General features: G+C 47.1%; 21 protein-coding genes. 15 read left to right on the top strand and 6 right to left on the bottom strand.

From position 1 onward, the window contains the following. The first annotated feature begins 37 nt into the window (after positions 1–37). The 5 genes from yycF to ACH59B_RS25315 are packed head-to-tail and all read left to right on the top strand — an operon-like array spanning position 38 to position 5,528. The gene (gene yycF, locus ACH59B_RS25335) at positions 38–769 is read left to right on the top strand and encodes a response regulator YycF (RefSeq protein ID WP_240753439.1); all 732 of its coding nucleotides are present in this window, start codon (positions 38–40) and stop codon (positions 767–769) included. Continuing rightward, complete coding sequence (gene walK, locus ACH59B_RS25330) at positions 766–2,595, top strand: cell wall metabolism sensor histidine kinase WalK (RefSeq protein WP_025366252.1); 1,830 nt, start codon at positions 766–768, stop codon at positions 2,593–2,595. Before yycF ends, walK begins: the two co-directional genes overlap by 4 nt. Then, positions 2,592–3,929 carry a two-component system activity regulator YycH gene (locus ACH59B_RS25325; protein ID WP_330721102.1) on the top strand — a complete coding sequence of 446 codons (1,338 nt, stop codon included), beginning with the start codon at positions 2,592–2,594 and terminating at the stop codon, positions 3,927–3,929. The genes walK and ACH59B_RS25325 overlap by 4 nt, the downstream gene beginning before the upstream one ends. A 21-nt stretch (positions 3,930–3,950) precedes the next feature. Then, positions 3,951–4,715 carry a two-component system regulatory protein YycI gene (gene yycI / locus ACH59B_RS25320; protein WP_404303016.1) on the top strand — a complete coding sequence of 255 codons (765 nt, stop codon included), beginning with the start codon at positions 3,951–3,953 and terminating at the stop codon, positions 4,713–4,715. A 6-nt stretch (positions 4,716–4,721) separates the two neighbouring features. Further along, positions 4,722–5,528, top strand: coding sequence for an MBL fold metallo-hydrolase (locus tag ACH59B_RS25315; protein ID WP_016822471.1), 807 nt, complete (start codon positions 4,722–4,724; stop codon positions 5,526–5,528). Here ACH59B_RS25315 and ACH59B_RS25310 read toward each other — a convergent pair. Next, complete coding sequence (locus ACH59B_RS25310) at positions 5,497–5,703, bottom strand: hypothetical protein (RefSeq protein WP_013373883.1); 207 nt, start codon at positions 5,701–5,703, stop codon at positions 5,497–5,499. The genes ACH59B_RS25315 and ACH59B_RS25310 overlap by 32 nt on opposite strands. 503 nt (positions 5,704–6,206) lie before the next feature. Here ACH59B_RS25310 and ACH59B_RS25305 point away from each other — a divergent pair. Further along, positions 6,207–7,442 (top strand): S1C family serine protease, encoded by a 1,236-nt coding sequence (locus tag ACH59B_RS25305; protein WP_102997369.1) that lies wholly within the window; start codon positions 6,207–6,209, stop codon positions 7,440–7,442. An 86-nt stretch (positions 7,443–7,528) separates the two neighbouring features. Here ACH59B_RS25305 and ACH59B_RS25300 read toward each other — a convergent pair whose 3' ends face one another. Beyond that, positions 7,529–9,250: a cellulase family glycosylhydrolase gene (locus ACH59B_RS25300; RefSeq protein WP_404303013.1), complete on the bottom strand. Its 1,722-nt coding sequence runs from the start codon at positions 9,248–9,250 to the stop codon at positions 7,529–7,531. 232 nt (positions 9,251–9,482) lie between these two features. On the opposite strand from ACH59B_RS25300, the gene ACH59B_RS25295 reads away from it, so the two are divergent. The 4 genes from ACH59B_RS25295 to ACH59B_RS25280 all read left to right on the top strand — a co-directional run bounded on the left by ACH59B_RS25295 (position 9,483) and on the right by ACH59B_RS25280 (position 12,060). Continuing rightward, complete coding sequence (locus ACH59B_RS25295; RefSeq protein WP_263560985.1) at positions 9,483–10,247, top strand: class I SAM-dependent methyltransferase; 765 nt, start codon at positions 9,483–9,485, stop codon at positions 10,245–10,247. 105 nt (positions 10,248–10,352) lie between these two features. After that, a complete protein-coding gene (locus ACH59B_RS25290) occupies positions 10,353–10,520 on the top strand; it encodes a CxxH/CxxC protein (protein WP_013373879.1) in 168 nt (55 codons plus the stop codon). Positions 10,521–10,601: 81 nt separating this feature from the next. Beyond that, the gene (locus tag ACH59B_RS25285; protein ID WP_404303011.1) at positions 10,602–11,543 is read left to right on the top strand and encodes a DUF6597 domain-containing transcriptional factor; all 942 of its coding nucleotides are present in this window, start codon (positions 10,602–10,604) and stop codon (positions 11,541–11,543) included. A 28-nt stretch (positions 11,544–11,571) separates the two neighbouring features. After that, entirely contained in the window at positions 11,572–12,060 is a 489-nt protein-coding gene (locus ACH59B_RS25280; RefSeq protein ID WP_017425997.1) for a DinB family protein, read from the top strand. A gap of 80 nt (positions 12,061–12,140) precedes the next feature. Here ACH59B_RS25280 and ACH59B_RS25275 read toward each other — a convergent pair whose 3' ends face one another. Both ACH59B_RS25275 and ACH59B_RS25270 read right to left on the bottom strand, forming a co-directional pair. After that, complete coding sequence (locus ACH59B_RS25275; protein WP_017425998.1) at positions 12,141–12,494, bottom strand: helix-turn-helix domain-containing protein; 354 nt, start codon at positions 12,492–12,494, stop codon at positions 12,141–12,143. A 54-nt stretch (positions 12,495–12,548) separates the two neighbouring features. Then, positions 12,549–12,893, bottom strand: coding sequence for a helix-turn-helix domain-containing protein (locus ACH59B_RS25270; protein WP_017425999.1), 345 nt, complete (start codon positions 12,891–12,893; stop codon positions 12,549–12,551). Between the two features lie 165 nt (positions 12,894–13,058). On the opposite strand from ACH59B_RS25270, the gene ACH59B_RS25265 reads away from it, so the two are divergent. Together ACH59B_RS25265 and rlmH are read left to right on the top strand one after the other, a co-directional pair. Then, positions 13,059–13,910, top strand: a complete 852-nt coding sequence (locus ACH59B_RS25265; protein WP_404303008.1) for a DNA-binding protein — start codon at positions 13,059–13,061, stop codon at positions 13,908–13,910. Positions 13,911–14,070: 160 nt separating this feature from the next. Further along, complete coding sequence (gene rlmH / locus ACH59B_RS25260) at positions 14,071–14,550, top strand: 23S rRNA (pseudouridine(1915)-N(3))-methyltransferase RlmH (protein ID WP_013312768.1); 480 nt, start codon at positions 14,071–14,073, stop codon at positions 14,548–14,550. A gap of 197 nt (positions 14,551–14,747) precedes the next feature. On the opposite strand, the gene ACH59B_RS25255 is transcribed toward rlmH, so the two are convergent. Then, positions 14,748–15,209, bottom strand: a complete 462-nt coding sequence (locus ACH59B_RS25255) for a MarR family winged helix-turn-helix transcriptional regulator (RefSeq protein WP_123797855.1) — start codon at positions 15,207–15,209, stop codon at positions 14,748–14,750. A 144-nt stretch (positions 15,210–15,353) separates the two neighbouring features. Between ACH59B_RS25255 and ACH59B_RS25250 the strand changes: the two genes are divergently transcribed. Together ACH59B_RS25250 and ACH59B_RS25245 are read left to right on the top strand one after the other, a co-directional pair. Continuing rightward, positions 15,354–16,283 carry a daunorubicin resistance protein DrrA family ABC transporter ATP-binding protein gene (locus ACH59B_RS25250; RefSeq protein ID WP_019689074.1) on the top strand — a complete coding sequence of 310 codons (930 nt, stop codon included), beginning with the start codon at positions 15,354–15,356 and terminating at the stop codon, positions 16,281–16,283. Positions 16,284–16,297: 14 nt separating this feature from the next. Beyond that, a complete protein-coding gene (locus tag ACH59B_RS25245) occupies positions 16,298–17,086 on the top strand; it encodes an ABC transporter permease (protein ID WP_031462530.1) in 789 nt (262 codons plus the stop codon). Between the two features lie 302 nt (positions 17,087–17,388). Here the strand turns inward: ACH59B_RS25245 and ACH59B_RS25240 are convergent, their stop codons facing one another. Next, on the bottom strand, positions 17,389–18,216 hold the full coding sequence (locus ACH59B_RS25240) for an SDR family NAD(P)-dependent oxidoreductase (protein WP_123797854.1): 828 nt from the start codon (positions 18,214–18,216) through the stop codon (positions 17,389–17,391). Between the two features lie 115 nt (positions 18,217–18,331). Between ACH59B_RS25240 and ACH59B_RS25235 the strand changes: the two genes are divergently transcribed. After that, positions 18,332–19,000, top strand: coding sequence for a TetR/AcrR family transcriptional regulator (locus ACH59B_RS25235; RefSeq protein ID WP_017426005.1), 669 nt, complete (start codon positions 18,332–18,334; stop codon positions 18,998–19,000). Positions 19,001–19,003 lie beyond the last annotated feature (3 nt).

Here is a 19,003-nt window from a genome sequence, read left to right as displayed (position 1 = left end):
TAATAGATGATGATCCGTGAGAAGAGGTGAACGCTGTATGCAAGGGACGATTCTAGTAGTGGATGATGAACAACCTATCGCTGATATTTTGAAATTTAATTTGGAAAAAGAGGGCTACGAGGTCATTTGCGCCTTTGATGGAATCAGTGCGGTGGATATCGCGGTTAAGCAACAGCCAGACCTGATTTTGCTGGACCTGATGCTGCCGGGCATGGACGGTATGGACGTATGCCGCGAGGTGCGCGGACATCAGCTTCAGACGCCAATTATTATGCTGACTGCGAAGGATGGGGAAATCGACAAAGTGCTAGGGCTGGAGCTGGGTGCGGACGATTATGTGACGAAGCCGTTCAGCACACGCGAATTGCTGGCACGCGTGAAGGCACAGATGCGTAGACAGCAACGCGGTATGGCGGGCACGCCGGAAAACCGCCCACAGGAGGATAAGCAGGGGCTGCGCGTAGGAGATCTCTTTTTTGATGCGGATATGTATACAGCCTATAAAAATGGAACTCCACTTGACCTGACGCACCGCGAGTATGAACTTCTGTATTATATGGCGAAAAATGCAGGCAAGGTCATGACTCGCGAGCATTTGCTTCAAGCGGTATGGGGATTTGAGTACTACGGGGATGTGCGGACGGTAGACGTGACGATCCGGCGACTGCGCGAGAAGATTGAGGAAAACCCGAGCAAGCCGGAGACGATCCTGACACGGCGTGGCCTTGGATATATCGTTAGCGGGGGCAAAGGTGGCCTGCGGGCATGAGATGGCTGTCCTTCTTTCGCACCATTCATGCCAAGCTGATTATTATCTATGTGCTGCTAATCTTGGTGGCCATGCAGTTGATTGGAGTCTATTTTGTCAGCTCGATGAAGAACTCGTTGACGAGTAATTTTACGCAGGATTTGCAAGCACGGGCGGAGATGCTGTCTGTGCTGGCGGAGCAGGATCTGAGTGGCAGTGATGGCAAAATGGAGGAAGATAGCGTCGAAAGTCTGCGTGCACGCGTGAATAACTTGTTTGACTTCAGCGGCGCGGAAATTCAGGTGCTGGATGCCAGTGGCAAAGTACTGATTACTTCTCAAGGCTCTCATGCTGACTATGTCGGACGTAAAAATACGCAGACAGTGGTTAGCCGCGCACTCCAAGGAATCCGTGATAACGAGGAATATATGGTGGACGAAGATAACGTCCGCAAGAAGGTCGTCGCCAAGCCTGTCATCAGCCAAGGCAAAATCGTCGGTGCTGTGTACATCGCTGCTTCGATGGCTGAGCTGTACGATACGATGAAACGCATTAACAATGTGTTTCTCTCAGGTATGCTGATTGCGCTCGCGTTGACGGCTGTGCTGGGCGTGGTGTTGGCCCACACGATTACGCATCCAATCAAAGTGATGACACGGCATGCGACGGAGGTCGCTGAGGGCAAGTTTGACCAGCAGATGCCAGTGTTTGGCGAAGATGAAATCGGTAGGCTGAGTGTGGCCTTTAACTATATGACAGGACGTCTGCGTGAGGCACTGTCGCAGAATGAGGAGGAGAAGGAAAAGCTCTCCTCCATCTTGACCAATATGAGCGACGGTGTGGTCGCTACCGACGATCATGGCCGGGTCATTCTGGTCAACCGCCGGGCCAGCGCCATGCTGGGCGTGAACGAGAATGAAATGACCGGTAGACATATCGCGGTACTGCTGGGGATCGACCCGGAGGAAACCGAGGCCCTGTACAGCGGATCGTCCGCGTCTACGCTCTTGCAGCTGGAGCCGGCTGGTCAAGATGAGCCCATCGTCATCCGCGTGACCTTTACACCCATTCATCGGCGCGAATTTGGCATTACGGGCACGATTGCTGTGCTTCAGGACGTGACAGAGCAGGAAGAGATGGAGACGACGCGGCGGGAATTCGTCGCTAATGTATCTCATGAGCTGCGCACACCGCTGACGACGATCCGCAGCTACGCTGAAGCGCTGGATGACGGCGCGATGGCTGAGCCGCAGCTCGCAGAGCGTTTTGTGGGTGTTATACGCAATGAGACGGAGCGTATGATCCGGTTGGTTACAGATTTGCTGCATCTGTCGCGGCTCGATTCCAATGAGGCGCCTCTGCGGATGCAGCCTGCTGATGTGATGGAGATGCTGGACGAGGTCGCGGATCGGTTTTCTTTTCAAATGAAGCAAAAACACATTCGCTCAGGGATGTTCGTAGAGCAGGGGATTGGCAAGGTCGTGATCGACCGTGATCAGATTGATCAGGTGCTGGACAATCTGATGTCCAATGCGTTGAAATATACGCCGGAAGGTGGAAGTATTCGGATCGAGGCTCGCCGCAACCATGAGGGAATGCTGGCTATTTCGGTGCAGGATACCGGAATTGGTATTCCCAAAAAAGATTTGGACCGGATTTTTGAACGGTTTTATCGTGTGGACAAAGCGAGATCGCGCAATATGGGTGGCACAGGACTGGGGTTGTCGATTGCCCGGGAAATTGTAAAGGCCCATGGAGGTCAGATTTTCCTGGAGTCTGAATATGGTCAGGGAACTTGTACAACCTTTACGCTACCTATGTCGGGTGAAGGGAGGGAAGCACAGTGAAGGAACGTTTGAAGTCCTGGACGCTTGTTTTGCTGGTGGCTTCCAGTCTGGTTCAGACTTATTTTTTGATCTACCGTCTTCCGGGCAGTGATTCTGTACTCACTTCAGAAACGAACTATGTCAAAACTGAAAGCATGGGGCAGGAGAAAAAGATTGAAAATCTTGTATTTCCTGATAGGATGCTAATTCATCAAGGTGAGAAGAAACATACCGTTTTTTATCCGGGGGTTACTTTTTACGATTTGATTTATACACGGCTGGAAAGCCGAAGTTTTAACAATTTCCAACGTCGGAGTATCCAGTCAGCGGACTGGGCACGGATTCGCAGTGAGAATGAGGGGATCGAATTATCATTTTCCGGCGGGGTTCCGGTTTCATTATTGGAACGAGTCATGCGTCTGACGCCGGATTCGGTGTTTCAGGGAGAGACGATTAACCGCATCTGGATCTATATCGACGAAAAGAATGCCAAGCCGCACGCACTCTTTTTCAGTGCCAGAGGTGATGTGGTGTATGAGGCGAACCAGTTCGATATGACGGTAGAAGACATTCGGCAGCATGTGAATTTTGGGAAAAACGCCCCGTTGTACAAGCTGGTGAATAATCAGTATTACATTCCCGTGGATGACCTGGAGACTGTACAGCCTGTGGTATATGCCGGGTTGTTTACGACAGAACAGATGCAGCGGAATTTATTTTTCGATCCGGGCATTACGCGCAATATTCAGGAAAAAGACGGTTCCCAGATTTATACAGATAGCAAGCGTAGCTTACAGATCAAGCAGGATCAACGTTGGATGAGCTATACCGATCCTAGTGCACCGGGAGCGGATGGAAGCAGCCCAATTAGGGACGTGTTGGCCGCAGTTGATTTTGTGAATCAGCATGGCGGCTGGGATGCTGCGTATCAGCTGAAATTGAGAAGCAGCGATGAAAATCGCACAAGTGTGATGTTCCAGCAGTATTATGGCGCTTATCCGGTGCTGGACACGCCATCGTTCCGCTTTGGTACGATCTCCTTGCAAATCCAGCAGGAAACGGCATCTGTCTATGATCGTTCGTTGCTGTATCTCAAGGGCGGGGAGCAATCCTCGAAGAAAGTGATGCTGCCAGGTGGTGAGACCTTGGAGAAGCAACTGCAAACGGTAGGCGACGGCAAGTCGATTAGAGATCTAACTCCTGTATATCAGCCAGAGCTGATCAATGACGGATTGAAGCTCATCCCAGAGTGGCGTGTTACGTTCAGCGACGGTTCTGTTGCAGAGATTCATGCTGTTCCTGTAACGACAGCATCCAATACAACATTAAAAAAGTCAGACCAAGAGACAAAGTGATAATAGGAAGGGGGAACGGGAATGGATTGGAGCCGCGCTAAAAACGTACTGATCTGTACATTTTTGCTGCTCAATGTGGTATTGGGTTATCAACTGTGGCATGATGCGCAGGAAACGGCCGGGCCGAATCTGGATTTTACTTCACTGGATGAAAACACGCAGCGTTTAATGGAAGAGAAAAGCATTCAGGTGCTGGCTCCGATTCCCGGAGATACCCCGCAGCTGCCCAAGCTGTCTTACACCTATGTCCATAGTGGAGAGAATGATGAACTTGTGCAGCTGCTGAGACCGGTGGACAGCAAGCTGGTATTCACTCATGATGCGCTAGTGGAGGCATTGGAGCCGCAAATCAAGGATATCGATAGCTATCAGTATGATCCGCTGGATGTCCAGGAGGAGTTCGTATCCGGACAGGCAGATGCTTTTGTGCTGCATCCGTTGGTACAGGGCAAGTGGCCGCTCTTTAATGTGAAGCTGGCTCTGTTTTACAGCAATCAGAAGATTACAGGGTATCGCAAAATTCAGGTAGAGCTCCAGCCCTCGGATGAGGCAAAGAAAATGCTGCCTGCGTCCAAAGCCTTGGCGAGGCTGATCGATGGCTATTTGCCGCGTGACTCCGTAGTGAAGGATATCCGGCTCGGATATTACGGACAGACCTTTAACTCCGATAGCCAGGTGGCTGCTCCGGTGTGGCGGTTTATGCTGGACAACGGAAAAGGCGTGTATTATGTACAGATGAACGGAGATGTCATTAGTCCAAAGACAGAACATACAGAAGGGTCTTGAACAGATATGGGGATTTCTTTTACCGTGCTGTCGAGCGGTTCGACCGGCAACGCTACCGTTGTACGGAACGAAGACACGACATTGCTCATCGATGCAGGTCTCAGCGCAAAGCGTATTGACGAATTGCTGAAAGAACGCGATCTGAGCGGAGAAGAGTTGGATGGTATTTTGGTCACGCATGAGCATTCCGATCATGTTAAAGGACTAGGCGCCATGGCGCGTAAATATAATTTACCTATATATGCTAACGAGAAGACATGGTTTGCCATCAGCAACGCTGTTGGGCAAATCGCGGATGATAACCGCAGAATATTGGAGACAGGCGCGACACGGGAATTTGAGTCATTGCGTGTAGAGTCTTTTGGCATCTCCCATGATGCGGCTGAGCCCGTAGGATACAGCTTTTATGATGGGGCAGAGAAGCTTAGCGTAGCGACCGATCTCGGCTATGTCAGCGATAAGGTAAAACAAGCGATATCAGATGCAGATGTATTGGTGCTAGAGGCTAACCATGATGTAGAAATGCTGCGTATGGGCCGCTATCCTTGGAACATCAAGCGCCGTATACTCAGTGATATCGGCCACTTATCCAATGAGATGGCAGGTGCGATTCTTAGCGAGCTGTTGACCGGACGGACAAAGCGGACGTATCTGGCACATTTGAGCCGCGACCACAATATGATGGAGCTTGCGAAGCTGACCGTACGCGGGGCAATGGAAGACCGCGGCTGTTTTTACAAGGATAGTGAGTTTCGATTGTGTGATACGTATTATGATCGTCCTACACCTTGGGATAAGGTAAGTGAGCCATAAAGCTGTCCAGCTCGGCGGCTTTGCGCTCGACCTCTTCACGGGTCACTATGCCTTTGTCCACCAGTAGCTCAATCAATGTACTTAGCGCCAGTGTATTACGGTAGTGCTCGTCTTTCAAATCCGCAAGCTTGGCTGCCATGCGAACTTCATCCATAGCGGAACGATGGGAATTCATCCTATATTCCTCCTGTAAAAATATTTTTAAAATGGCGTGCAATAAGCTTGGTTCTGTCTGTGGTTTTGCCAAGTGCTGTGATACAATAAAGCTAACAACAGAAAGCTTTCTGAAGGAAGGCTCTCATCGAAAGTATAGGCTGCTTTAAGAGGACGGGAACAAGCCAGAACGTCTCTATGAGACGATCATTTTGTAATAGAATAGAAGACTTGTTACTATTGTAGTCCATTGGTTTGGAAATCATTCCTCTTTTTTCCTCTATTCGGGGTCAGATTCGGCGTGTATGCTAATTTATGAGATTTGGTTGCTTAGGAAGGTTCTATTTGTGGTGATTAATAAGTAGACCGGAACGATTAGTTGCTGAATTCCGATGGTAGGGGATATTCAATCCATTTGAGATGTTCAACGGAGCAGGTTCTCTGTAGCATAGGTTGGCGCAAGCCCGAATAGCCCTAATTTTTTAGTGAGTGTCGGTGCATGACAACGAAGGGGAGAGGATTAGCATGGGCTTGTTTGATGATGATTTTTATTCAACGAAGGTGTCCACACGTGCGGCTAAAAAAACGGCATTTAAGGCGCGTCGCGGAGGACGAGGACGTTGGCCGCACAGGAATCGTCGGGTAAGTCCGGTGCAGGCTGCTGTCATTAGCGGTGCGGTGAGTGCAGTGGTTTCCGTGCTGCTGTTCAGCTTTGTTACAGGTCTGCCCTCCACTACAGCGGTAACCGGAGCAAGTCATTATCCCTTGCGGCAAGCAGCGGGCGATCCGTATGATCGGATTGTGCAGGCGGCAGCCAAGGTACGCCCAGCCGTCGTCAGCATCGTAAACCTGAAGGGGGAAGACGGTAAAAGTACGGAACAATCCGCGCTTGGATCGGGCGTCATTTTCCGTGTGAGCTCAGGCAAAGCCTTTATTATGACAAACAACCATGTCATTGAAGGATCGGATGATCTGGATATTGTAACCGTAGACGGTGTCAGAAAAGAGGCGAAGCTGGTCGGAAAGGATCGCATTAGTGATATCGCTGTACTGGCCGTTGATGATAAAGGCATTAGCACAGTGGCGGATATCGGTGACTCCAGCAAACTTCGTCTGGGCGAGACGGTCATTGCGATTGGCAACCCGCTCGGATTGGGAGACACCCTGACCTCCGGCATTGTGAGCTATACGAATCGCATCATTCCGATCTCCATTAATCAGGATGGTGTATATGATTGGGAACAGCATGTGATTCAGACCGATGCAGCAATTAATGAAGGAAACAGCGGCGGAGCGCTGGTCGATCTGGACGGACGGGTGATTGGCATCAATACGATGAAAATCGCCGATACAGGTGTTGAAGGACTGGGCTTCGCCATTCCTGCTAATGAGGTAATGAAGACGGTGAATGAACTGGTTGAGGATGGCAAGATTACCCGCCCTTATCTGGGGGTGTACACGGTGGACCTCAATAATGAATATGCACCGCTGGATGAAACTCAGCGCAAGGAACTCAAGCTGCCTGACAGCGTCAAGGATGGAGCCGTTGTTCTGGAGGCCCATGGTCCTGCCAAGGAGGGCGGCTTGAAGCTGAACGATGTCATTACAGCGTTTGATAGCGAACCGATTAACTCTACGCTTGATTTGCGTCGCTACCTGTATGATAACAAGAAGATTGGCGATGAACTGAAAGTTACCTTTTACCGGGCAGGCAAGGAAGAGTCGGTGACGTTAAAATTAACAGATAAGCCGGAAGGCTAAGGTTGAATGATAGACTTAACTATAAAGAAGGCGCTCTCCGGCTTATTTCCGGGAACGCCTTTTTTTGATTTCTGCAGTGCCTTGGATTAAGATGTCACTCCCGTCACACGGGTTCCGCTCTTGGTAATTTTGTATGTCACTACATCTCCGCTCCAGAAGTGGAACTTCAACGTGACTTCACCATCCTTCACACTGTTGAAAAATTCAGGCAGCAGCTTGATGCCATTCGTATCATAGGCAGGGGCAAAAGTATTGCCAAATTCCTTATAAGGTGTCCAATCCTGTGGACCGGCATTGCCTCCATTCGTATACACGGCTTCCATCGTCGCAAGCTGGCTACCACGGAAGTCTGTTGGAATGGTAAAGGCTTGTGTAGTCCCTTCGACGGCACTTAATTTCGGTGTATCATACACGACGACTCTAAAACTCCAATCTGCCCCCTTATTAAACTTGGCGTTAATAACGGCATTCTCACCATATTTACCGGAAGTAATGAGGCTAGTGAGCAAGCTGGCTTTGAAGGTTAATGTGTCTCCACTCAGCGTATAGTCGGTATTCTGTTTCAGTTGCTTGCTGCCCACACTGAGCGATTTCAACTGGTTGCCGTTCAGGTTTAAAGTGACCTTGGTATCCTGAACAGAAGAGCCTTTCTTCAAGTGAATGAGATCACTAGCTGCATTGGAGGAACGTCCTTTTAGGCTGGCCTTAATGACGTTAAAGAGTTCAGGATCAGACCACTTGTACGTTGTCCGGTTCAAGTGCTGGCCGTTATCCCAGAGCATGCCTGTTACCTTCTTCTCTTTCATGTAATAAGTCAAAAACTCGAAGAATTTCAGCTTTTCCCCCTGTTCAATAACACCTGTATGCTTATCAAAACCGAGCAGGCCATATTCACCAACAATAACCGGGATGCCCTTAGCTACAAAGGTGTTATAGACATTATCAAAGGTTTGAATAATATCGTCTTGGGTGGTTTTATCAAATGTTGTATTCCCGGCAATGTTTACACTGAAAGGCCAAAAGCCATAATAGTGAACGGTTGCAATCAGGTTGGGATCGTTCAGCTTGGTTATCGTGTTATACAGTTCGTTGATTTTTGCCTGAGCAGGTGAAGTATCTAATCCAGGCAGAACAAGGGGACGAGTGGCATTCTTACCACCGGAGGCGCGAACGATTTTGTGGAAGGATACATTTAGCTCATGAAGCATCTGATTCATTTTCGCTTCATCCGTGGTTCCCCCTTCAGAAAACCGGGGCTCGTTAATACTTTCAAACATCAACTTGTTGGGCTGATTTTTAAAGCGGTCGGCAATTTGTGTCCATAATGCGTTATAGCGTGCTAACACTTCATCATGCTTGGGCTCCATACTGCTTACCCACGTCCATGAATCATGATGGACATTGATCATGACGTACAGATTGGCATCCAGTGCCCAGCGAACAACCTCTTCCACACGGTTCATGTAAGCAGATTCAACGGTATAATGGGGTGCGGCTCCAATATGCTTATCCCAGGTGACGGGAATCCGAATACTTTTGTACCCTTGGGCAGCAATTTGCTGGATCAAAGCTTGGGTAATGCGCGGATTGCCCCAGGCGGTCTCATCTGTCCCGACAGCATCCAGCGAATTTCCTAAATTCCATCCAGGCTGCATGGCTTCCACATATGACTGCATATTGCTTGTGGCAGCAGCTGGCTGTGCTTGTCCGTCCGTTTCAGCAGCAGCGGCAACGGATGCGAACGTGGATAACAATAGGGTGATGGCAAGCGTCAACGACAGCAATGAAATGGATCTTCGTTTTAACATAACAGGCCCCTTTACAAAGTTATTTTTGAAAGCGCTTTCCAATAAACATTACCATATTATCCTAATCTGGAATACCTGCATAATTCAAGTAAAAATCATGTGTGAATTAGTTATTTTACAATTGTAAGCGTTATTATTGAAAAAATACAGAAATGAGTGTAGAATCTATGACCCTACGCGAAAGATGGATTCGCAAAGGGCTACTGAGTACGGAAGGGAGATGGAGCTAAATATGGGGACATGGAACACCGAAGAGGCCATTCGACGCTGGAATATGCATGCAGAAAATTTTACTGCTAAGTACACTGAAGAAGGGGATCGGTCTCGTGAAGTGCTGCTAAATCCTGCTTTGCAAGAGTGTATGGGACTGATCGCAGGCAAAAAGGTGCTGGATGCCGGCTGTGGCGAAGGTTATCTGAGCCGGAAAATGGCCAGGGCGGGTGCTTTGGTGGAGGCTGTCGATTACTCGACAGAGATGCTGAGGCTAGCCAAAGAGCGAACACCATCAGCGTTGGGAATTACATATCACCATGGCAATTTGGAGAAGCTGGAGATGTTCGGGGACCAGAGCTTTGATCTGATCGTGTCCAATATGGTCATACAGGACTTGGCTCATTATGAGCAGGCGATTGCCGAAATGCGGCGATTATTAGTTCCAGGAGGCCGCTTTATTTTTTCTATTCTGCATCCGTGCTTTCTGACGCCGCAGAGTGGATGGGTGAAGGATGAGACAGGGAAAAAGCTGTATTGGAAAGTGGATCAATATTTCAATGAAGGCCCATTGGAGCAAGCGATCCCTTATGATCAGGAGGAAAAGCTTTTGTATTTTCACCGTACGTTGGGCAGCTATGTACAGACCATTGTGGAGGCTGGCTTGTTGTTGGATGGGATGGCCGAACCGAAGCCGTCTGCTGACATGTTGGAGAAATATCCCCATTTCCGTGAAGACCTGAACGTCAGTAATTTTCTCATTTTTAAGACCAAACGTCAGGGATAGTGGGCAAGCCCTTTCCTTTCCGCGTCAAGTGTGGTAGAACAAAAGAAGGCGGTTTTGACACACCTACAACAGGAAGAGCTTCAAACGGAAAGGGATGCAACTGGAATGTACGTGGTATGTAAAGAGCATGTGGAACTGGCAATTGATATGTTCGTCGATGAATACGAGGATGCACCGGATGTCGTCGATCTCAAAGAAACGAAATTTTCGGATTGGGACCCTCCAGTGAAGTGCAAGGAATGTGAGAAAAAAGCAGAGTTTTTGGTCGTCTAAACAACAAGCACGGGCGTTTCGGGCAGAAACGTCCTTTTTGTATATATCCCCACCACGTACTGAGACAGGAGTGAACGTTGGATGGACCCTTTGCTGCATTCACTGTTTCGTCCGCTTCAAGTCAATGGAAGTGATCCCTATACATATTATATTGAGCAAAAGCCGACTGCTGCGCTGAGGGCATACGTAGCCTGCTATTGGGAGTCGGGTCCGGCTACCAGAGAAGTTTCTGAACGGAATATGGCAGTATCGGATAGAGGCGAAGCTTCATTAGGCTGGCTGGAGGAAGAAGAGGCAGTGGACCGGGTATTACCTGATGGTTGTACGGATATTCTATTAGAATACAACCCGGTGAGTAAGCGTCAGGAACTCTCATACTGCGGGACATTTACGAATCCGTTCGTGTCTACCAGACAAGCAGGGTCCGGGACACGTATTTTTGCAGTGCGATTTTTCCCCGGTGGAGCACACTATTTTCATGGCATGCCGACTCATTTGTTTACAGGCGGTAATTATCGCTTGGAAGAGATATGGCCCGAGAATGTCGAGATCATAGGTGAGCGCATTTTGGAGGCACGAGACTTTAATGAACGGGTGCGCCTAATGGATCAGTATTTGAACCAGCTTCTACTGCGTCGTAGGACAAGCGATTGTGACCTGATGAAAAACCTGCTGCATCGCATCTTTGTGAGCGGCGGAAGTGTGGGGGTTAAGGAGCTTGCCGAGCGTGAGGCAATCAGTGAAAGACAGCTCAACCGCAAATTTGGGCAATGGATCGGGATCAGCCCCAAAAAGTTCAGTGAAGTCGTCCGCTTCCAGAGCGTTCTGCACAATATTCAGAATGGTGATTCTGTCGATTCGATGGAGTTGGCATTGAAGCATAACTTTTTTGACCAAGCGCATCTAATCCGTGATTTTCGCAGATTTTATGGAGCTTCCCCACTTACTGCAGCTAAGGACTTTCGGAAGTTGTCCGATTTTTACAATACACGTTCAGGGGCTTCGGCTATACTCAAAATATGAAGGAGAATGGCAAAGGAGAGATGAGGATATGAGTGGAACGCTGCAAGTTCGTGATCATCTGCTGAATGAGTTGGAGACTGGAGTACGGACGGGGGAAGCCTTAATTCGTAAAATACGTCCAGACGATTGGAGCTTTCGCCCACAGGATAATTTCCGCTCGCTGTTGGAGTTAGTGCATCACTTTGTGCTTATTCCAGCTTCGGATCTTGCGATTATGCAGGAGAAGTCCGAGGGTGAAGTAGGAGAGATTGAAACCAGCCTGTCCGGGGTGGAAGATCCCGAGCGCTTAGCTGCGACTTTCAGGCAGAATTTTGAGGCATATAAGGCTTACATTCTTTCGCTTAGCGAAGACAATTATCTGAATCGTTCGACGAAGGCCTTTTATATGGAGCATGGGCATTTGCAGGTTCAATGGCAGATTGAGACTGTGACCCATGTGTTCCATCACCGTTCGCAGATCTACAATTATCTGAAGCAACTGGGACATGAAGTGAGCTTTTTTATGTTGTATGCTTAAGTTTTTTATATAAAAAGGTTTGAGGGCACCTGTGGGGTGCTCTTTTTGGTTTTATTTAAGACTTTTCAGGGTGGAATGGCTTAGTCGAACGCGCGTGAAATTTCTTTACTAACACGTCTAAGAATCCCGATTTGTTCTTTATTTAATCTGCTGGTGAGCGCAACAAACTCATCTATCGCCTCTTGCCGAATCATTTCGTCTGTAGTCATATGTTCTTCGGAAAACATCAATTCACTGATAGACACGTTTAAGGCGGTTAGCACTTTCTCCAGGGTATCAATCGAAAAGTTCCTTTCGCCACGCTCTAGTGATCCGATATATGCATCATCTAATCCTGAAAGCTCCGCAAGTTGTTGCTGTGTTAATCCCTTAGCCTTCCGAATTGCTCTAATTCTTTCCCCAACCGAATTTCGTAATTTTGTTATATTAACCACCTCATAACAAGCTTATGGAAGATGAAGTGTAAAAGTCAGGTAGAAGGGAATAGTTCAAATCTTTTTATGCTGTAACTCAACTAAACCAACAATGTTTTTAGTAATAGTAGTAAGAATTTCGAGTTCTGTTGTTTCTCTTGAATTTATGAGTAACATAAGTTCATTTATGATTTGTTTTCGATCCGTAGGTTCATCGAATTGAAAAAGTTCAAAGGCTGGAACTTTTAGCGCTAAAATAATTTTTTCCAACGTCTCCAATGAAATATTTCGATCTCCACGTTCTACTCCACCAATATAACTGTAATGAAGCCCTGCTGCTTCTGCCAGTTGTTCCTGTGTCCAGCCTCTAGCTTTTCTTAGTTCTCGTATTCGGTTTCCGACACTTTCTGGTAAACTCATGTAATCACCCCCACTTAAGGTTAGAAGAGGAGAGAATATCGTTACAGACCATCTTATGCAAAATAAAAACACTTAAAATTGTACTCTTAAGTACTTTTTATATTGACCTCCTATTCCAATTTCTATACAATTGGCTGTACATGGGAATATGAGGAGAGGCTACTCTTGGAAACTTCTATCCTGAAATCACTCAAACCGGACATCATTGTTGAAATTTTGGAGATGGCTGTGGCTTTTGAAAATTGGAAAAAGGTGATGGAGACGGCGGATATTTTGTATCAATGTGTCCAGCGTATCTACGAAGAGTGGCAGTATCATAAAGCAATGAAATTACCCATCCCGCATGTGAATTTAGAACGTCCGTTGGTATATTATTTTGGGCTCAGTCACTTGATGTGCGGAATGGCTCACCAGCACCAGGGTGCATATGAGCAGGCAAGGGAGTGCATCTATAAGTATGCTGAGCTAGGGTGGATGGAGGATTTAGAGGAAGAAGACAATCAAGTTGTCGAGGAATTCAGGTTTTTAGCCAAGACTAATTTATATGCAGTAGATATTTTGTCTGGAAATATAGAGCTGATCGAGGAGTACGTAGCCTTTTTGCAGGATAATCTAGAGGAAATATTACCGGGGCTCAATACCATATTACAGGCAGCGCTTATGTATCATTTGGATGTGGCAGATATTTTACATACGTTTGCAGAGCAGATTAATGAATTCGAGAGTTATGAAGACGCAGAGAACATATTTTACTATTATAGCTACTGCTATCACTTGGCTTTGTACTATCGGAAGTGCGGCAGATTACAGGATGCAGTGGGACTTACTGTGCGGGCGATGCAACTAGCAGATCAGTCAGGTAACGATCGTAATTTCAAGAAATGTACGGCATTGTTCGAATCATTACGGGAATCAGCAACAGCGGAGCAAATCAGCGAATATCAACAGATGCTAATATGGTGTCTTGATGAATATGAAATGGATAGGCATTTCATTGTAGAGGGCGTAAATGAATGATCCGCTATAATCTGAACAGGGAATAGGCTCGTAGTGGAGAGGAAATAGATAGGTAAGAGACGTTGCAGGTGCTAAAATAACTATGTTAAAGGTATTTTTTCATGTTAGGATCGTAAATGCGATTTTACATTATCATTCGACATAGATAGGGGTATGGAATTTGTTTATTCAACTTATAGGTGTTGGCAAGTTAAAAGAGAAGTATTTGGTCATGGGAATTCAGGAATACGCTAAACGGCTGGGGCCATACATCAAGTTTCAAATGATCGAGGTAGCGGATGAAAAGGCCCCAGACACACTAAGCGAGGCGGAAGTCCGACAGGTTAAGGAGCGAGAAGGCGAGCGTATTTTAGCCCATGTGAAAAGTGAAGCACACGTGATTGTACTTGCCATCGACGGCAAACTCTGGAGCTCGGAAGAACTCGCAGAGGAATTGGACAAGCTCGGCACCTACGGTACAAGCCATGTTGTCTTCGTCATTGGCGGCAGTCATGGTCTCTCTGACGAAGTCCTCCGCCGCGCCCAGCAAAAGCTGAGTTTCGGAAGAATGACTTTGCCACATCAGCTGATGCGATTGGTGCTGGTGGAACAAATTTATCGGGCGGTGAAGATTAATCGAGGGGAACCGTATCATAAGTAGGGCGAAATTTGCTCGCTGCAATACGTTGGATTGTCCCAAAAAAATTAATAGCAAGCGAAAAGTGAGGTAAACAGTAAAGGGAGCCGTCCCCAAATCATCGACTTAGGGACGGCTCCCTTTGATTTTCGCAACCTACCTTCTCCGGAAATTCAGACGTGCTGCTGGTACCCCCCCTTCGGCATCTATAAATGACGCCCCTATTGCTTGTTTCGAAATTTCGCGACTTCGGGTTCAATTTCGGATACAAGTTTTTCGAGTATTCGATTAAATTGTTGTTTTTCATCCATCGTTAGAACATTTAAAAATACAGGCTGAAAATCTCCGGGTTGATTTAAAACTACTTTGCCGGCTTTAGTTAGCGTAATCATCATCGCGCGTTGATCCTCTTCAGATTTATACCGCTCGATGAATCCCTTTTTTTCTAGCTTTTTAATCATTTCAGAAGCAGATTGCGGGCGCATATCCAATTGATTGACTAATTCCTTTTGGGAAATACTTGGCGTCTGATGAAGGATACTCAATATTTTCCCTTGCCCTCGATTTGGAGAGGTAAACACGCTGCTGCCTTTAAGTTTGCTTTCTTTTAAGAACGCCGTAAGTAAATCATTATATTTCATGAAGTTAGTGGTTATATCGACGTTTAATTGTTTTTCATCCACAATAATTTCCCCTTATTTGTTCTCCGTCCCCCTCTATTTTATCAGGTCACCGAAGTAATTCAAATTATATTGTTGACAATTTAGTAAGGGTACCTTATATTATTAGCAAGGTACCCTTACTAAATGCGCAAAGGAGAAAACAGAATGACAGAGCTAGCCATTTCAACTAAAGAGATCGTTAAAGAGTTTCCTAACAAGCGAGCAGTCGATGGTATTTCTTTGGATATTAAGAAAGGAGAGATCTTCGGTATTCTGGGTCCGAATGGTGCAGGAAAGACAACTTTCTTACGAATGCTTGCAACGATTACTAAAGTGTCAAAAGGCAAAGCAATGATTTTTGGCAAAGACGTCACCAAAGACGCTCAAAAGGTTCGAAGTTTGATTGGCTTGACGGGCCAATATGCAACCGTTGATGAGGAATTGACCGCGATGGAAAACCTGAAGCTCTTTGGGCAATTGAATGGTTTATCAGCGAGTCAATCCAAAGCGAGGGCTCTTGAACTTCTCAACCAGTTTTCATTAACCGAGGCAAAGGATCGACCGATTCGTGAATTTTCGGGCGGGATGCGTAGACGGTTGGATTTATCGGTGAGTTTAATCGTGAAGCCCCCACTCATTTTTCTTGATGAACCGACAACGGGCTTAGACCCACGCACACGAGGAGAGATGTGGGAAGTGATCCGCAACTTGGCAAGCGACGGGGCAACGATCTTGCTGACAACTCAGTATTTGGAGGAAGCGGATCAACTAGCAGATCGACTAGCAATAATTAATCATGGAAGAATCATTTCTCAGGGAACGCCGAATGAATTGAAGTCTTTGTTAAGCGATACCCATTTTGAAATTACTCTGGAGTATATGAGGGACGCCGAAAGAGCCAAAGGACTAATCAAGGCGGAGATCGCTCAGGAGGCCATGATCTCACCCGAAGGAACCAAATTGACCGTTAAGCTGGCAGACACGAAAGTGATGACGAGATTACTATTAGATTTAACTCAGCAAGATATAGAAATCAAAGAGTTTTCGGTTAGAAAACCGACGCTTGATGAGGTGTTTTTGGAACTAACTAAATAATTAGGGGGATAAACATGGAATCCATGATAAGCAAACAAAACAACTTAAAGAGCGCTCTGTATGATATTGTTGTAATGGCAAAAAGAAATATCCTGAAAATCAAACATAATCCCGATAAATTGATAGATGTAACCGTAATACCTATTTTCTTCATGATCGTCTTTTCTTATCTGTTCGGAGGTGCGATTGCTGGAGGTGTACAAGGATACTTGCCAATCATCGTGCCGGGAATTCTAATTCAAACACTGGTCATGTCGTCATCGGCAACGGGCACGCAATTACGAGAAGATTTGGATACTGGCGTTTTTGATCGGTTTAAATCATTACCCATTGTCCGGATTGCTCCACTGGCTGGTTTAGTGGCATCAGATATTTTACGATATGTCGCGGCGGCTTTTTTCTCGATCGGTACGGGCTTTATTCTTGGATGGCGTCCGGAAGCCGGGTTTGGGTGGTTGATCGTCGCTTCGCTTTTGGCCATATTCGGCGCATGCGCAATCAGTTGGGTATTTGCATTGATTGGTCTGCTATCCAAATCCGCATCAACGATTTCTAGTATTTCGACAATGGTTACCATGATGATGTCGTTCCTATCCAACGCCTTCGTGCCTATTGATACGTTGCCCCATTTTTTGCAGAGCGTAGCTGAACATAATCCTATTACTTATTTGGTCACGGCTTTTAAAGATTTAGCCAATCATGGACAGTTCACTTCAAGCGCATCAATGACCATCTTTATCGGCATACTCCTTGTTATGATTGTCGCTCCAATTACAGTTAAAATATATAATAGAAAAATTTAGTTAAAGTAAAGAAGGACAGGGGCGACCGCCCTGTCCTTTCTTCATAGATGAGGGAGGCTAAGGATGGCCCTAAAACTTTCATTACCTATAGCTCGGAGAACCGAAATACAACGGCTTTTTTTTCGCCGTTAGAGTGATAAGGTGAACCGTATCACAAGTAGGGCTAAATCTATAGTTACAACAAGGGACCTCTTCGAAAAAAAATTCGGAGAGGCTCTTTGCTAAAATAGAAAGCCGGTTGGTTATCGGATATATATTCTGCTAAGTGATGTAGATGTCCGTTCCAGTCCAATTGCAACGGCTTATTGCATAGGGTTGCCTTGCGCTGCATTCGAGACAGTCTCCCAGGCTTCCCAGGTGGCTAGACGGTCAGCATAGATGCCGCGTGCTATAGGCAGGACTTCCGAGCCGAGCACAAATCGTAGTGGGGGTTCCGCTGCGTCCACGATCTTGAGAACGGCTTCTGCAGTCGATTGAGGGTTGCCGCGTTTCTCGGTTGATAGATGCGTGAACACCTGCTTCCGTACATCGGCATAGACGTCCATTTCCGGTACACGCTTACCTGAAGCGCCAAACTCAGTCGCATAGGCACCGGGTTCAAGCAGTGTCACCTTAATCCCAAAGTCCTTGACCTCTTGCATCAGGCTTTCGTGGAGTCCTTCGACCGCCCATTTGGAGGAGCAATAGAAGCCGATGAGCGGTCTTGCCTCGATCCCAAGGGAGCTTGAAACGCTGAGCAAATGGCCGTTGCCCTGCTTCCTCAGTAGTGGCAAGGCAGCTTGGATGACTCGAAGATAACCAAAATAGTTCGCATCAAACAGAGCGCGGACATCGGCTTCGCTTGCCTCCTCGATCATTCCGACCAAAGTATAACCGGCATTGTTGAGGACAACGTCCAGCTTGCCGAAATGGGCATGAGCCCGCTGAACGACCTGGCGGACCTGCTCAGCATCCGTTACGTCGAGTGTCATGGGAAGAGCGAGATCTCCGAAACGTTCCTTCAAATCGGCAACGTCCTCCAATTTGCGGGCGGTAGCTGCAACTTTATCGCCACGCGTGAGCGCGGCTTCTGCCCATATGCGGCCTAAACCGCGAGAGGCCCCCGTGATAAACCAGACCTTTTTATCCATGGTATACTCCTCCTTTAAATTCCCTGTTCTGTGTGGGATACTTAAATTAAAGCACCGCAATACGATACCGTCAAGTTCCGAAACTAATTAGTACCGAAAAGGAAGGTTAAATGTAATGAATAAAATGAAAAGTAGAGAGTCAATCGGGTCTAAATTAGCTGACGAAGTAGCGGAAAAGCCAGAGAAAACATTAGGTCGGAAACGAGATCACACGCGGGATGCTAAAATCCTGGAAGCGACAATCGACATCCTCGCCGAAGCCGGTTTCGATGGAATGACAATGGACATGGTCGCAGCTAGAGCGAAGGCCGGAAAGGCGACGGTGTATCGCCGCTGGTCCTCCAAGACAGAGTTAGTCCGAGATGCCTTAACCTGGATGAATCGAAATCATCTTGAGCTTCACCTCTTGCCCGATACGGGAACGTTGCGCGATGATCTGCTTGCGCTATTGAAGCCGCAATCGCTCGAAGAAGGTGAACGCAAACTTCGAGTACTCGCAGGCCTGGGCTCCTTTTTTTCGCAGAATCGGGAATCAATTAACGGAGAAATTTTCGAACCGTGGGCTGTAGTGAATCGTGAGCTCATGCAGCGGGCCGTCGGCCGCGGTGAAATCTCCACCCGTGCGGACATTGAAATGGCCTGCCAGGTTATTACTTCAATGGCTTCTTATCGCGGACTCGTACAGCGCAAAACATTCGACAAGCTTTTCTACACTTCGCTAATCGACGGCGTTCTACTCCCTGCCCTCAAGAATCCGTTAACATCTCCAAATGAAACGGAATAAGGA

It is taken from the genome of Paenibacillus sp. DP01, from assembly GCF_044784315.1.
Taxonomy (GTDB): Bacteria; Bacillota; Bacilli; order Paenibacillales; family Paenibacillaceae; genus Paenibacillus; species Paenibacillus polymyxa.
Note: the sequence above shows the minus strand (reverse complement) of the source record. Positions and strands in the feature narration are given on the sequence as shown.